Annotated in this window: 12 protein-coding genes; 7 read left to right on the forward strand and 5 right to left on the reverse strand. The window is 66.1% G+C overall.

Going from position 1 to position 14,938, the window contains the following annotated elements:
* Window positions 1-22: 22 nt before the first annotated feature.
* The gene (tatC, locus tag NO930_RS01095; protein ID WP_137783428.1) at window positions 23-1,147 is read right to left on the reverse strand and encodes a twin-arginine translocase subunit TatC; all 1,125 of its coding nucleotides are present in this window, start codon (window positions 1,145-1,147) and stop codon (window positions 23-25) included.
* Window positions 1,148-1,267: 120 nt separating this feature from the next.
* Between tatC and NO930_RS01100 the strand changes: the two genes are divergently transcribed.
* The 4 genes from NO930_RS01100 (at window position 1,268) to NO930_RS01115 (ending at window position 9,126) form a co-directional block, all read left to right on the forward strand.
* A complete protein-coding gene (locus tag NO930_RS01100; protein ID WP_256402212.1) occupies window positions 1,268-3,505 on the forward strand; it encodes a twin-arginine translocase subunit TatC in 2,238 nt (745 codons plus the stop codon).
* A gap of 71 nt (window positions 3,506-3,576) precedes the next feature.
* Entirely contained in the window at window positions 3,577-6,531 is a 2,955-nt protein-coding gene (gene uvrA, locus NO930_RS01105) for an excinuclease ABC subunit UvrA (RefSeq protein ID WP_256402213.1), read from the forward strand.
* A gap of 116 nt (window positions 6,532-6,647) precedes the next feature.
* Entirely contained in the window at window positions 6,648-7,970 is a 1,323-nt protein-coding gene (hisS, locus tag NO930_RS01110; protein ID WP_256402214.1) for a histidine--tRNA ligase, read from the forward strand.
* An 82-nt stretch (window positions 7,971-8,052) separates the two neighbouring features.
* Window positions 8,053-9,126: a CNNM domain-containing protein gene (locus NO930_RS01115; protein WP_256402215.1), complete on the forward strand. Its 1,074-nt coding sequence runs from the start codon at window positions 8,053-8,055 to the stop codon at window positions 9,124-9,126.
* Between the two features lie 31 nt (window positions 9,127-9,157).
* Here NO930_RS01115 and NO930_RS01120 read toward each other — a convergent pair whose 3' ends face one another.
* The 3 genes from NO930_RS01120 to NO930_RS01130 form a co-directional block, all read right to left on the reverse strand.
* The gene (locus NO930_RS01120; RefSeq protein WP_256402216.1) at window positions 9,158-9,580 is read right to left on the reverse strand and encodes a DoxX family protein; all 423 of its coding nucleotides are present in this window, start codon (window positions 9,578-9,580) and stop codon (window positions 9,158-9,160) included.
* A gap of 85 nt (window positions 9,581-9,665) precedes the next feature.
* Window positions 9,666-10,259 carry a DJ-1/PfpI family protein gene (locus NO930_RS01125; protein WP_137782785.1) on the reverse strand — a complete coding sequence of 198 codons (594 nt, stop codon included), beginning with the start codon at window positions 10,257-10,259 and terminating at the stop codon, window positions 9,666-9,668.
* 138 nt (window positions 10,260-10,397) lie between these two features.
* Window positions 10,398-11,309, reverse strand: a complete 912-nt coding sequence (locus NO930_RS01130) for an acyltransferase (protein ID WP_137782784.1) — start codon at window positions 11,307-11,309, stop codon at window positions 10,398-10,400.
* Between the two features lie 245 nt (window positions 11,310-11,554).
* Here NO930_RS01130 and NO930_RS01135 point away from each other — a divergent pair, with 245 nt between their 5' ends.
* Both NO930_RS01135 and NO930_RS01140 read left to right on the forward strand, forming a co-directional pair.
* Entirely contained in the window at window positions 11,555-12,628 is a 1,074-nt protein-coding gene (locus NO930_RS01135; RefSeq protein ID WP_137782783.1) for an aldo/keto reductase, read from the forward strand.
* Window positions 12,629-13,096: 468 nt separating this feature from the next.
* The gene (locus tag NO930_RS01140; RefSeq protein ID WP_256402217.1) at window positions 13,097-13,519 is read left to right on the forward strand and encodes an arsenate-mycothiol transferase ArsC; all 423 of its coding nucleotides are present in this window, start codon (window positions 13,097-13,099) and stop codon (window positions 13,517-13,519) included.
* Window positions 13,520-13,883: 364 nt separating this feature from the next.
* Here NO930_RS01140 and NO930_RS01145 read toward each other — a convergent pair whose 3' ends face one another.
* Window positions 13,884-14,279 (reverse strand): ArsR/SmtB family transcription factor, encoded by a 396-nt coding sequence (locus NO930_RS01145; RefSeq protein ID WP_256402218.1) that lies wholly within the window; start codon window positions 14,277-14,279, stop codon window positions 13,884-13,886.
* Between the two features lie 329 nt (window positions 14,280-14,608).
* Here NO930_RS01145 and arsD point away from each other — a divergent pair, with 329 nt between their 5' ends.
* Window positions 14,609-14,938 (forward strand): arsenite efflux transporter metallochaperone ArsD, encoded by a 330-nt coding sequence (gene arsD, locus NO930_RS01150; protein ID WP_256402219.1) that lies wholly within the window; start codon window positions 14,609-14,611, stop codon window positions 14,936-14,938.

Below are 14,938 nucleotides of genomic sequence, written 5' to 3' on the forward strand. Positions count from 1 at the left end.
TCCAGGCGTCCGTCACGCCGAGCTAGTTTCCGGTCCAGCGTAAGACCGCGAGCGTCCCCTCGAAGAGGACGATCATGGTGAGCGTCACGATGATCGGAGCCATCCCGGTCGGGTCCGGGCTGAACAGAAAGGCGATCCCGAGGAACGATCCCCAGAATATCAGCCGCTTCGCCTCCAGCCACTGGCGGGTGACGATGTTCATCATGATTGCGAGCATGATGAAAAGCGGGATCTGGAAGACGATCGCCATGAACGCGAGCATGATGACGATCAGGTTGAACGTCTCCGCGAGCCCGAAGGCGATCGTCGCGGCGTCGGAGGTGTAGGTGGTGAAATACGAGAAGATCGCGGGCAACACGAGGAAGTGCGCGAACGCGATGCCGATGCCGCCGAGCACGAGGCTCGTCGGGACCGCGGCGAGGTAGTACCGCCGCTCGTTCGGGTACAGTCCCGGCTTCATGAACCGGTAGGTCTGGTAGACGAACGCGGGGAGGCCGACGACGACGCCCGCGAGCCCGGCGACCTTCAGCCGGGTGAGCGGCAGTTCGAGCGGGCCGTACAGCCGCGGGCGGTTTTCCATCGGCGCGGGGATGTGGTAGCTCCAGAAGTAGTTGATAAGCTCCGTCGACTGCGCCACCACGACGAGCGTCGCGATCCCCCCGAAGATGAAGACGACGGCGAGCCGTCGCATCATCTCCTCGATGTGGTCCGCGAGCGGCATCTCTTGGTCCGACTCCGGGGCGCTGATGCCGCCTATCTCTTCCTCGTCGGACGGCGACCCGCCGGTGTCGCCGCCGGCGTCTTCTGTGTTGTCGGCATCTTCGGCGTCGCTGTCGCCGTCGTTCCCGGCGGTGTCGTCGCTCGTCTCCCCCTCGTCTACGGGGTCGGTGTTTTGCCACCGCGCGGACCCGTCGTGTCTGTCGAGCGGAGTCAGCTCGGCGGACTCGGACTCGTCTTCCGCCGCGTCGTCGGCCGGAGACGCGGACTCGTCGCTCGTGGCCCCGTCGCTCCCGACGCCGTCGGTGGTGGGTTCGTCGCCCTCGTCGGAATCCGCCGCGGTGTCGCCGCTGTCGGCCGTCCCGTCGTCGCCGACCGCGTCGTCCGTCGGAGCCGAGGAGTCGTCGCGCGACCGGTCCGAGTCGTCCATTCACTCTCTCTACGAAACCGGGTGACTATAGGCCTTTTCGGATAGCCGCGAGCGCCGAGGCCTCGCGGAACCCGAACGCGGTCGAAAAGGTTGATAACGGCGACGGACTTCGACTCCCGTATGGCGAGTGCCCTCGACGAGGATACCCAGCAGTCGCTCGCGGCGGGCCGCGAGTCGGCGAAGGCGTTCCTTCGGTCGATCCAGAAGGACCTACAGAAGGTGTTCGTCGTCTTCCTCCTCGGCTTCCTCGGGACGTTCTGGGCGCTCCGCACGTTCGTCTGGGAGTTCCTGTACACGGTCACCAGATCGAACATGTCTCCCTCGGTGGCCGCCGAGGCGGACGTCATCGCGACGACCCCGTTCGAGGTGATCCTGCTGCAGGCGAAGATCGGCCTCATCGTCGGCGCGATCACCGCCCTCCCGGCGCTCGTCTACGTCTCGCGCACCGAACTTCGCGCTCGGGGCGCGTGGCCGCAGTCGCCGATCCCGCGCTGGAAGCTCGCCGGCATCGCGCTCCTCGGGTTCGGACTCTTCGGCGTCGGCGTCGCATACGGCGTCTACGCCTTCTTCCCGATCATGTTCTCGTTTCTGGCCGGGTTCGGACTTGAGGCCGGCATCCAGCCCACGTACTCCATCGTGATGTGGACGGAGTTCATCGTCTTCCTCTCCCTTTCCTTCGGGCTCGCCGGCCAGATGCCCCTCCTCATCACCGGGCTCTCCTACTCGGGTATCGTCCAGTACGAGACGTTCCGCGACAAGTGGCGCTACGCGGTGGTCGCCATCTTCGTCTTCGGTGCCGTCTTCTCGCCGCCGGACCCGTTCACGCAGCTGATGTGGGCGTTCCCGCTCGTGGCGCTGTACGGGTTCAGCCTCTACCTCGCGAAGCTCGTCGTCACGGCCCAGCGAAGCTCGGACCGCATCGACGTGCTCGGCGCGGCCCGGAACCACTGGAACGTCGTCGGCGGAGCGGCTGTCCTCGGCGGCGGCCTCGTGTACGCCTTCTACGAGTACGGCGGACGCGCGGCCGCGAACGGGCTCCTCCGGCTGGCGAACAGCGACTGGCGGTTCCTCGAACCCGGGACCGGATTCGGCGTCGATCCCGCCACCGGACTCGGAATCTACGCCGCCGCGTGGGCGCTCGCGGCGATCGCCGTCGCGACGCTGTGGGCCGTCTACGCCGACCTCGACACGACGAGTCCGGGGTACCAGTACGGCGACCCGACCGCGGTCGACATCGCCGATCTCGACGCCGCCGGGGTCCGCGCCGCCCCCGACGACGTCTTCGCGCAGATGGACGAGGCCGAATCGCTCGGGCTCGCGCAGGCCGCCATGGACGACGACGACCCCGAGAAGGCGCAGGCGATCCTGGACCGATACGACGCGGTCGCCGACGCGGACGGCGGGGACTCGGGAGCCGACGGAAGCGCAGACAGCGGTGCGGGCGGTTCCGGCGGCAGCGGCGGCGCCGGCGGCTCCGGCGACGACGGACTCGTGGGCGCGATGCAGGACCGAACCTCCCGCGCGAGCACGACGTTCCTCTCGGAGCTCACGGACGGGAACGAAGACGAGGCGGAAGACGACATCGGCGGCTATTACACGGACCTGAAGTTCATCTTCGACTCGCTTCGGTCGCGCTCGTTCCGGCTCGTCGCCGTCTTCAGCGCGGTGATGGCGGCCGCGTTCACGTGGCTGTACCTCGGCGGGCTCGCGGCGGTCCGGAACGACCTCGAACGCCGCGTTCCCGCCCAGATAGAGGGGGGGATCAACATCATCACGCTCCACCCCGTCGAGGCGCTGATATTCATGGTGAAGTTCTCCCTCTTGCTCGGGGTCATCGCCGTGTTCCCGGTGCTCCTCTACTACGCGTGGCCCGCGCTGCGAGAGCGCGGCTTCGTCGCCGGTCGGATCTATCAGGTGTACCTCTGGGCCGGCGCGCTCGGTGCCGGCATGATCGGCGGCTTCGCGCTCGGCTACGCGTACATCGCGCCCGGGCTCATCGGATGGCTCGTCACGGACGCGGAGCTGGCGAACATGGTCATCACCTACCAGGTGAGCGACTTCCTCTGGCTCGTCATCTACACGACGATCGGGATCGGCTTCCTCGCCGACATCCCGATCGCGATGCTCCTGCTGAACAACGCCGGAATCCCGTACCGCGCCTTCCGCGAGCGCTGGCGCGAGGTCCTCATCGGCATCATGCTCGTCGCGGCGGTGTTCACCCCGGCCGACGTGGTCACGATGCTGCTCGCGACGGTGCCGCTGATGATCGCGTACGGCGTCGGGGTCGGCGTGCTCTTCGTCGTCACGCTCGGCGGGCGTCGCGACCTCTCGCCGCCCGCGGAGTTCGTCGGGCGGTGACGCGTCGCGCGCCGTGACACGCCCTTCGCGACCGACGAGTATTCCCGCGCGCGACCGCAAGAGACGGTGAAATGAGCAAGGACTACATCGAGGTCCGCGGCGCGGAGGAACACAACCTCTCGGACCTCGACGTCCGGATTCCGCGGGAGGAGTTCACCGTCGTCACCGGGCTCTCCGGCTCGGGGAAGTCGTCGCTCGCGTTCGACACCGTCTACGCCGAGGGACAGCGCCGGTACATCGAGTCGCTGTCGGCGTACGCCCGCAACTTCCTCGGGCAGATGGACAAACCGCAGGTGGAGTCCGTCGAGGGGCTCTCGCCGGCCATCTCCATCGACCAGAAGAACGCCGCGAACAACCCCCGCTCGACCGTGGGGACCGTCACCGAACTGCACGATTACCTCCGGCTGTTGTACGCCAGAATCGGCACCCAGTACGACCCCGTCACGGGCGAGGAAGTCGGCGAGCAGTCCGCACAGGACATGGTGCGCCAGATACTCGAACTCCCCGAGGGCACCCGAGCGAAGGTCGCCGCGCCGGTCGTCCGCGACCAGAAGGGGGCGTTCGAGGACCTGTTCGCAGACCTCGTTAGCGAGGGGTACGCCCGCGTCGAGGTCGACGGCGAGCCCGTGGACCTGACGCTCGACGATCCCGAACTCGACCAGAACTACGACCACACGATCGACGTGATCGTCGACCGGGTGACGGTGAGCCCCGACGCCCGATCGCGGATCACGGACTCCGTCGAGACCGCGCTGGAGGAGGCCGGCGGATCGCTCAAGCTGATCGTCCCCGACCCGCCGGAGGCCGTTCCCTTCGCCTCGAACACCCGCTCGACGGGGTCGCTCGCCGAGGACGCCGACGGCGACGACCGGCTCGTAGTGGAGTTCTCCGAGGAGCTCGGCAACCCCAACTCCGAGTTCCAGTTCTCCGCGATCGAGACGCGCTCGTTCTCCTTTAACAGCCCGTACGGTGCCTGTCCGGAGTGTGAGGGACTCGGTTCGACGAAGGAGGTCGACGAGGGCCTCGTCGTCGAAGATCCATCGAAACCCCTCAAACACGTCTTCGAGCCGTGGAGCTACGACCGGACCTACTACTCCCGACAGCTCGACAACGTCGCCGACCACTTCGGCGTCTCGCTTTCGACCCCCTTCGAGGAGCTCGACGAGTCGGTCCGGCGGCAGTTCCTCTACGGCACCGACGACCGCGTCCACTTCGAGTGGACCACGAAGAACGGCACCAGAGAGAAGACCGAGCGGTTCGAGGGCGTCATCCCAAACTTGGAACGCCGCCACGTAGAGACCGACTCCGAGCGCGCCCGCGACCACATCGAGGAGTACATGGCCGTGACGACGTGCTCGGAGTGCGACGGCACGCGGCTGAAAGAGCAGTCGCGACACGTCCTCGTCGCGGACACGCCGATCACCGAGGTGAACCGCATGTCGATCGCCGACGCCCGCGAGCACTTCGAGGGACTGGAGGCGAAGCTCGGCGAGCGCGACACGAAGATCGCCGAGGAGATCCTGAAAGAGATCCGCGCGCGGCTCGGCTTCATGGAGGAGGTCGGACTGGAGTACCTCACGCTCGACCGCGAGGCCTCGACGCTGTCCGGCGGCGAGAGCCAGCGGATCCGGCTCGCGACGCAGGTGGGGTCGGGGCTCGTCGGAGTGTTGTACGTGCTCGACGAGCCCTCGATCGGGCTCCATCAGCGCGACAACGACCGGCTGCTCGACACGCTCACCGGCCTGCGCGACCTGGGGAACACCCTGATCGTCGTCGAACACGACGAGGAGACGATGCGCCGGGCCGACGAGATCATCGACATGGGCCCCGGACCGGGAAAACGCGGCGGCGAGATCGTCGCGCAGGGCGACTTCGACGAGGTCGTCGACGCCGACGAGTCGGTCACGGCCGATTACCTCGCCGGTCGAAAATCGATCCCCGTGCCCGACGAGCGACGCGACCCGGACGGCGAACTCGTCGTCCGCGGCGCGCGCCAGCACAACCTCGCGGACCTCGACGTGGCGGTCCCGCTCGGCACGCTCACCGCAGTCACCGGCGTCTCCGGCTCCGGGAAGTCGACGCTCGTCAACGACATCATCTACAAGGGGCTCGCCCGCGAGATGAACGACAACACGAGCGTCGACCCGGGCGAGCACGACGCGATCGAGGGGATAGACGAGATCGAGACGGTGCGGCTCATCGACCAGTCGCCGATCGGGCGGACGCCGCGCTCGAACCCCGCGACGTACACCGACGTGTTCGACCACGTCCGCGAGCTGTTCGCGGAGACCAAGCTGGCGAAGCGCCGCGGCTACGAGAAGGGCCGGTTCTCCTTCAACGTGAAGGGCGGCCGCTGTGAGGAGTGCGGCGGGCAGGGCACCGTCAAGATCGAGATGAACTTCCTCTCGGACGTGTACGTCCCCTGTGAGGAGTGCGGCGGCGCTCGGTACAACGACGAGACGCTCGACGTCGAGTACAAGGGGAAGACGATAGCCGACGTGCTCGACATGAGCGTCGAGGAGGCGTACGACTTCTTCGAGAGTCACCAGGGGCTCAGCCGGCGGCTGAAGCTGCTGAAAGACGTCGGGCTCGATTACATGGAGCTCGGTCAGCCCTCCACGACGCTCTCGGGCGGGGAGGCCCAGCGCGTCAAACTCGCCGAGGAACTCGGCAAGCGCGCGACGGGCGACACGCTGTACCTGCTCGACGAGCCGACCACGGGGCTCCACAAGGAGGACGAGCGGAAGCTGATCGACGTGCTCCACCGCCTCGTCGACCGCGGCAACACGGTCGTCGTCATCGAACACGAACTCGATCTCGTGAAGAACGCCGACCGCGTGATCGACCTCGGTCCCGAGGGCGGCGAGGGCGGAGGGGAGCTGGTCGCGGGCGGCACTCCCGAGGAGGTCGCCCGCGACGACGACTCCCACACCGGGCGGTACCTCCGCGACATGCTGCCCGCCGTCGAGATCGCCGGGCCGCGAGACGACCGCCGGAAGCCCGCGGCGGCGACCGACGACGACTGAACCGGGCGAGCGGTGTGCGTGCGTAGGCCCCGGGCCGCCACGCGACGACTTCTCGACGCCGCGCGACCACGCCGCGAAAGGATGCTTTCAAGCGGTCGGTCGCCGAACTCGCGTTCATGCACGACGGTCTGAAAGGATTTCGCGACTTCTACCCGGGCGAGCAGTCCGCTCGTCGGGCGGTGACCGACGCGATCGAAGACGCCGCGAGCCGCCACGGGTTCCGCGAGATCGCGACGCCCGCGCTCGAACGGACCGACATGTACGTCGACAAGTCGGGCGAGGAGATAGTCGAGGAGCTGTACGCCTTCGAAGACAAGGGCGGTCGCGGCGTCGCGATGACGCCCGAACTCACGCCCACCGTCGCCCGAATGGTCGTCGCGAAGGGCCAAGAGCTGTCGAAACCGATCAAGTGGGTGTCGACTCGCCCGTTCTGGCGCTACGAGCAGGTCCAGCAGGGGCGGTTCCGCGAGTTCTACCAGACGAACATCGACGTGTTCGGGTCGTCCGCCCCGGAGGCTGACGCCGAGGTGCTCGCCGTCGCCGCGGACGCCCTGACCGATCTCGGCCTCACCGCCGACGACTTCGAGTTCCGCGTCTCTCACCGCGACATCCTCGGCGGGCTCGTTCGGGCGCTCGCCGCCGACCCCGAGGACGTCGACACGGCGGCCGCGATCCGCGCCGTCGACAAGCGCGCCAAGGTCGACGACGGCGAGTACCTCGGCCTGCTCTCGGACGCCGGGCTCGACCGCGCGACCGCCCGCGAGTTCGACGACCTCATCTCGGACGTGGACGCCCCGGCAGACCTCGACGCGGTCGCCGAGGCCGGCGGCGCGGACGTCGAGGCCGCCGTCTCGAACCTCCGCAACGTGCTCGCCGCCGCCGACGACTTCGGCGCCGGCGAGTTCTGTGACGTCTCGCTCACGACCGCCCGCGGGCTCGACTACTACACCGGGGTCGTCTTCGAGTGCTTCGACTCGACCGGCGAGGTGTCCCGGTCCGTCTTCGGTGGCGGGCGCTACGACGACCTGATCGAGAGCTTCGGCGGCCAGCCCACGCCCGCGGTGGGCGTCGCGCCCGGTCACGCCACTCTCAAACTGCTCTGTCAGCGCGCCGGCGTCTGGCCCGACGAGGAGCTGACCACCGATTATTACGTCCTCTCCGTCGGCGACACGCGAGCCGAAGCGGCCGCGCTCGCCCGCGATCTTCGCGCGATCGACGACGACGTGGTGGTCGAAGAGGACGTCTCCGGCCGCTCGTTCGGCGCACAGCTCGGCTACGCCGACTCGATCAACGCCGAGACGGTCGTGGTCGTCGGCGAACGGGACTTAGAGAACGGCGAATACACGGTGAAAGACATGGAAAGCGGCGACGAGACGACCGTTCCGGTCGAGGAGTTCCCGCCCGACGAGGGGCTGCCGACGTACGAGGACTACGAGTAGCGCGCTCACCGATGAGCGACGGAAGCGACCCCGACGGGCGGGTCCTCAACGCTTTTCAGTCGCGCGCAGGGACGGTGAGACGATGATCCCGCTCGCAGCCATGCCCCCCGTCGAGATCGGTCTCCGCGTGCTCGCCGGTGCCGCCCTCATCCTGATCAACGCCTACTTCGTCGCCGTCGAGTTCGGGCTGACCCGGCTCAGGCAGTACCCCGAATCGGAGATCGACACGCCGGGGTTACGGCGGGCCTGGGAGATGACCGACGACTTGGAGTTCTATCTCACGACCTGTCAGGTGTGGATATCCGGGACGTCGATCGCGCTCGGTATCGTCGCGGAGCCGGGGCTCGCGGCGCTCTTCTCACCCGTGTTCGAGAACACCGCGCTCGCGTCCGCCGGGGCGGGCTCGCTTCTGGCCTTCTTTCTCATCAACATGGTCCACCTCACCCACGGTGAGCAGACGCCGACGTACCTCGGCGTCGAACGCTCGAAACAGGTCGCCGAGTACGGCGCGCGGCCGCTGTACTGGTTCGCGTGGCTCATCTCGCCGCTCATCAAGGTCGGCGACTGGGTGGCGAAGGCGACGCTCCGGCTGTTCGGCGTCGAGATGACCGGCGCGTGGACCGACGCCGAAGAGGACGTCGTCGAATCGCGCGCGCAGTTGCGAAGCCGCCTCGGATCGATGATGGAGGAGGTCGACCTCCCGGCGGAGCGCCGCGAGGAGGTCCTGAACGCGCTCGACGTCGACGAGGTCGCGGTGGCGGAGGTCCTGACCCCGGCCGACGAGGTCGTCGCGCTGTCGACCGAGGCGTCCCCGACGGAGAACCTCGACCGGATCCGCGACACGCCACACAGCCGGTTCCCGCTCGTCGGGAGCGATCTCACCGAGTTCGAGGGGATCGTGTACGCGCCGTCGATCGTGAGTCACTTCGAGGACCTCCGGACGGGCGACCTGACGTTCGCCGAGATCTCGGCACCGCCGATGACGATCGCGGCGGAGACGAGCGTCAGCGACGCGTTCGACCAGTTTCAGGCGGAAGGACAGGAGCTCGCGCTCGTGATTCGGGACGGCGAGGTCGTCGGACTGGTGACCGCGACCGACGCCCTTGAGGCGGTGATGGGCCAGCTCGAAGACCCGCTCGACGCGGGCGACCTCTGAGGGCGGGTCACCGCGCGGTCGAGGTGATCGCCTACTTATACGCCTCCCGCAGGAACACCAGCGCCCCGCCGAGCATCGCGAGGTTGCCGAAGAAGGCGAGCCGCTCGCCGCTTTTGTCGTCCTCGTCGGCGTTCCAGAAGTCGTGCATCGTCGCGGTCACACCGACGAGGAACGTAACGGCCGCACCGGTCGCGATCCGCGGGAGCCGCCAGAGCGCGACGCCGACGCCGGCGGCGACCATCGTCCCCGAGGCGAGCGGCGCGGCGACCTCCGGGAGCGGAACCCCGGCGGACTCGGCGTACTCGATCGTGTCGTCCATGTCGCGGAAGTCCTCTGACGCCTGCGCGGCGAGACCGATCCCGAGGAGCACCCGACCGAGCCGCGAGGGTGAGTCGCCTCCCTTTTCGGCCGCCCCGGTCGGATTCGCCGCGTCGTCTTCGTCAGTTTCGGTCATACCTCGATCAACGGTAGCACGCATCATAAATCGGGGTGGCGAGCGGCTCGGGGCTGCGGGACCGATCTGACCCGCGGCCGCGGCGTCAGTCCGCGGTTGCCGCCGCCGCGCCGTGGTCGATCTCCGTGCCGAGGAGGTCGAGGAACGCCGCGATCCACTCGGGGTGGTCGGGCCACGCCTGTGCGGTGACGAGGTTGCCGTCCGTGGTCACCTCGTCGACCCACGAGCAGCCGGCGGCCTCAACCTCGGCCCGTACCGCCGGATACGCCGTCATCTCGTAGCCGTCGAGGACGCCGGCGGCCGCGAGGATCTGCGGCCCGTGACAGACCGCCGCGACCGGCTTGTCGGCCTCGAAGAAGTGGCGCACCGCGTCGAGCACCGCCTCGTAGCCGCGGAGGTACTCCGGCGCGCGTCCGCCGGGGACGACGAGGGCGTCGTAGTCGGCCGGGTCGACCTCGTCGAACCCGTGTGTGAGCGCGAAGTCGTGGCCGCGCTCTTCCAGGTACGTCTGGTCGCCGCGGAAGTCGTGGATCGCGGTCTTGACGCTGTCGTCCGCCCCCTTCTCCGGACAGACCGCGTGGACCTCGTGGCCGACCGCCTGAAGCGCCTGAAACGGCACCATGATCTCGTAGTCTTCCCCGAAGTCGCCGACGATCATCAGTATCCGAGCTCCTGTCATGTGTCTATCACCACGTTGCGGTACGCGCTACGAGCAGATAACGGTACTGGCGAGTGACACCACACACCACGGACAACGTCCTCACGGCGACGCCCGTGAGACGCGCACGGGTCCGGTTGAGACGCCGGCGTCTCCCACCTACTGTTTCGGCCCCGGCGGGCGCAACTCCCGCTGGAACTCGTCGAACACGTCGAGGTCGTCGGGCAGGTCGTACTCGATCTCGCGGTCGTCTTGGTTGTCGGGGAGCCGCCCGTCTTCCAGTTCCTCTGCGGTCTCTTCCCACCCCGGCTTCACCCGGACGCTGCGCGCCGGCGAGCCGACGACGACGTGGTGGTCGGGCACGTCGCCCTGCACCACAGAGCGCGCGCCGACGACGCTGTTCTCGCCGACCCGACAGCCCGCTCTGACCATCGCGTCGTAGGTGACGCGGGCGTCGTCCTCGACGATCGTGTGGAAGTTCCGAACCTCGGTCTGGTCGACGAGGTCGTGGTCGTGGCTGTAGAGGTGGACGCCGTCGGAGATCGACGCGCGGTCGCCGATCGTGAGCTTCCCGCGGTCGTCGAGGTGGACGTCGTCGTGGATCACGACGTTGTCGCCGACCTCGATGTTGTGGCCGTAGGTGACGGAGATCCCCTTGAAAAAGCGACAGCCGTCGCCGCACTCGGCGAACAGGTGGTTGCCGAGCATCTGCCGGAACCGGAGCGCGAACTCGACGTTGTCGGCCATCGGCGTCGCGTCGAACTGCCGCCAGAGCCACTGGAGGTACTTCGACTGCTGGAAGCGGCCCTCGTCTTTCTCGGCGTAGTACTCCGATTCGAGCGTCGCGTTACACGGATCGTACCCTTGCAGACGGACGCGTTCGGCCTTCGAGACCGACTCGCCGTCTCGCCACGCCTCCCACCGCTCGCGGTCGCCGTGGAGATCGATCAGCGTGTCTCGCACGACCTCGCAGGTGTCCTCGTCCGAGGAGAGCCGATCGTCCACCTCGTCGATGAACCCTCGGACCCCGGCCTCCGCACCGTCGGGCAGGGACACGTGTCGCTTTGTCATCGCCCGTCCTTCGTCGCCATCCCTCAAAGGGATTCGGTTGTGCGAAGGTGTGGTCGGGAGCGTCGTCGACGGCGTCTATCACCTCGTCACGGTCCGGCGTGACGCTCAGCGCCCCGGATGACGTCCAGCGCGCCGCCGACGAGGGAGCGCGACAAAAACAGACACCGCGATCGCGAGAGCAGTCGGCGTTACCGCCCCGTGGGAGCAACCGTACCCGCTAAGTGTCCCGATCCCGAAAGGCGGGTATGCAACACCGCGAACTCGGGAACTCCGGCGTCGAGGTCTCGGAGATCGGCTTCGGCGCGTGGGTCGTCGGCACCGACTGGTGGGGCGACCGCTCGGACGAGCAGGCGATCGGCATGGTCGAGGACGCGCTCGACGCCGGCGTCACCTACGTCGACACGGGCGACGTGTACGGTCACGGCGACAGCGAGGCGATCGTCGGCGAGGCGATCGACGGCCGCCGCGACGAGGTGACGCTCGCGACGAAGATCGGCTACGACTTCTATAACAACCCGCAGGCCGGTCACGGCGAACTCCCCAAGGAGCTCGACCGCGACTACCTCGAAACGGCGTTCGAGCGCTCGCTCGACCGACTCGACACGGATTACGTCGACCTGCTTCAGCTCCACAACGCGAACGTCGACGACGTCACTCCCGAGGTGCGCGACCTGCTGACCGAGTGGAAGGCCGACGGCCGCGTTCGCGCGCTCGGCTGGGCGCTCGGCCCCTCTATCGGCTGGCTCGCCGAAGGCGACGCCGCCGTCGAGTACGAGGAGTTCGACGCGGTCCAGACCGTGTTCAACCTCTTCGAGCAGCAGCCCGGTCGACACTTCGTCGAGGCGATCCGCGAGTCCGACTCGGACACCTCCGTCATCGCCCGCGTGCCGCACTCCTCGGGACTCCTCAACGAACAGGTCACGCCGGACACGGTCCTCGAAGACGGCGACCACCGCTCGCACCGCCCGAAGGAGTGGTACGAGACGGGCTGGGAGAAGGTGGAGGCGATCCGTTTCCTCGAAGACCCGGACCACGCCGAGGGGACCCGCACGATGGCGCAGGCGGCGATCCGCTGGCTGCTCGCACACGACGAGGTCGCCTCCGTCACCCCGACGTTCCGCGACGCCGACGACATCGCCGCGTGGAGCGCCGCGAGCGACGTCCCGACGCTCTCCGAGGCGGAGTACGACCGCGTCGACGACCTGTACGCGCGCAACTTCGACATCGACCGCGACGACGGGATGGACGTGCTCCGCACCTCCGTCGACGGTGAGGACATCGAGGCCGCCGGGCTCGACAAACGCGCCGCCTCGTACTGACTCGGTTCCACACTCGCTGTTTCACGCCCGTTCCGAACCCATCGGTTTCCCCTCGAAACCGCCTGACTGCATCGGTATGTCTCTGCTAGTGACCACTTTCACTTCGCTACCTGTGCAGACGGTGCGCGAGAAACCGATCTCAACACGAACTGCTCGGAAGTGGTGGCTCGGTCGAAACCCATCGTCACAAGGGGCTCAGTGGGGGTAACACGTCGTCATGGCCACCATGGACAAGTAACGGATTGACGGATATAAACTGCCCGTGATTCATTCCACTGCTTTGTTGAACAGGGGTGTTCCGACAGCTCGTTCAGGTGCTACCAATACTGTGCGCGAATCGGCTAACTCCCAGTCGGTTAGGCTGGGTTGGAGTGGCAGCTACAGCAGTAAACGAAGGCTATTGAGAATGCAGTATTGCTCCGTAGCGATCATAGAAACCACCATGTTTCAGCACCGTCTTCGAGAAGTATGAGTAATAATCAGGTGACGTTTGGATTCGTCTGTGTTCAGAACGCCGGGCGGAGTCAAATGTCTGCCGCCTTCGCAGAACGGGAGCGACAGCGTCGGAGATTAGAGGATGAGGTACAGATACTCACCGGCGGCACCCATCCCGCAGACGAAGTCCATCCGGAAGTCGTCGACGTGATGCAGGAACTCGACATCGACCTTTCGGATCACGTCCCGAAAGAGGTATCCACGGCTGCGTTAAACGAATGTGATGTCGTCCTGACGATGGGCTGTTCGACGTTAGAGCTGGACGCCGACGTCGAGGTTCGCGACTGGGCGCTCGATGACCCACACAATCAGGATATTGACCGCGTGCGAGAGATTCGCGACGAGATCGAGGGGCGCGTCATCGACCTTTTCGACGAGTTCGTTGGCGAGCAGTAACCTCGCCTAATTATCAGCGGTACCTGTAGACACGATCGTCTGCCGCTGGTAGAAGCACTCAGCACTTCTGGCCCCCTATAACTTCGACGTGAGATTCGTTCAGTCCCATCACAGGCCGGTTCGGGCTTCGCGTTGATGTCCGCTCGCACCGCTCAGTGAGTCATCGATATGCTGTTTTACAGCCCTCTCAATCGTCTCTAGCCGGCCGTAGCTTCGGGTTACAATTCAGTGGTACCTCGACCGTCAGAAAGCTGTTCGAATGCCGACTACTTAGGATCTACCCGATGACGGTCGTGACAATCGGAATCGCTGTCGGTGTACTGTTCAAAGCCGTCTTCCCCGGTCTATTCTGTACTGGGACTTTTCACAGCGATCGCGACCCGTCGAGCGCGACGAGTACGGCGCTTGCCCGCGGCGTGGCGCGATACATCCGCCACTTCCCCTCTTTCCGCCGCGTGACGAGGCCGGCGTCGGTAAGTTGTGAGAGGGCGTGACTGATTGCGCTGTCGCTCACGTCCAAGAGCGGCGAGAGTTCACAGACGCACAGCTCGTCGTCGTCGGCCGCGTGGAGCATCCGGACAATCTTGTACCGCGTCTCGTTGCCGAGCGCCGACAGCAGTTCGATATCGGTCTCCAGATCGGATCCGCCGATGCTCTCGTTCAGTTCTTCCAACTCCGCTAACCGGTCGGCGAGGTCTTCGTCTGTACAGGAGCCGCACTCGTCGGCGACGTACCGCTGTAAACGCTCGGTCGATGACATACAGACAATTGAATCGATGTGAGATTAAGCGTTGTGGACCTGCACGCATCCGTTATTAGCATGTGCTAGATGATTCATCATTTCTTCAAGTAGAATGTGTTTGGGTGAGGCGAATCTAAATAAACTGGGGAGTATCGTGGTCATATATCCACAGTAAATGCGATAAAACGCTATTTCGCATGTTTTCGATGAGATATCCGAGTAGGTGCGCTATCGATGGGTTTATAATTATCTGAATGTTTGTTCAACTGTATTGGTCGCGGGAGAAATAGATGGTAGTCTCTGTCGCGAACGATAGCTCAGACGATGGACGACGATTCGACCCAATCATGACCGAACTCATCCTGTACGAAGAAGCGATGTGTTGCTCAACCGGCGTCTGCGGTCCCGACCCCGACGACGAACTCGTCGAGGTCAGCGCGGCGCTCGACCAACTCGAAGACGCGTTCGATGATCTCGAGGTCAATCGGGCGAACATGCAGCACAACATCGAGCAGTTCCTCGAAACGCAGCGGATCTACGACCGCGTGCAGGAAGATGGCTCGTCGATTCTCCCGATCACGGTCGTCGACAACGAGATCGTCGCCGAGGGCGAGTACCTCTCGTACGACGAACTGACTGCGGCTATCGAGGAGAGCCCAACGCCACAGGAGGCCTAA

This window comes from Halorubrum salinum, from assembly GCF_024494575.1.
Classification (GTDB): domain Archaea; phylum Halobacteriota; class Halobacteria; order Halobacteriales; family Haloferacaceae; genus Halorubrum; species Halorubrum salinum.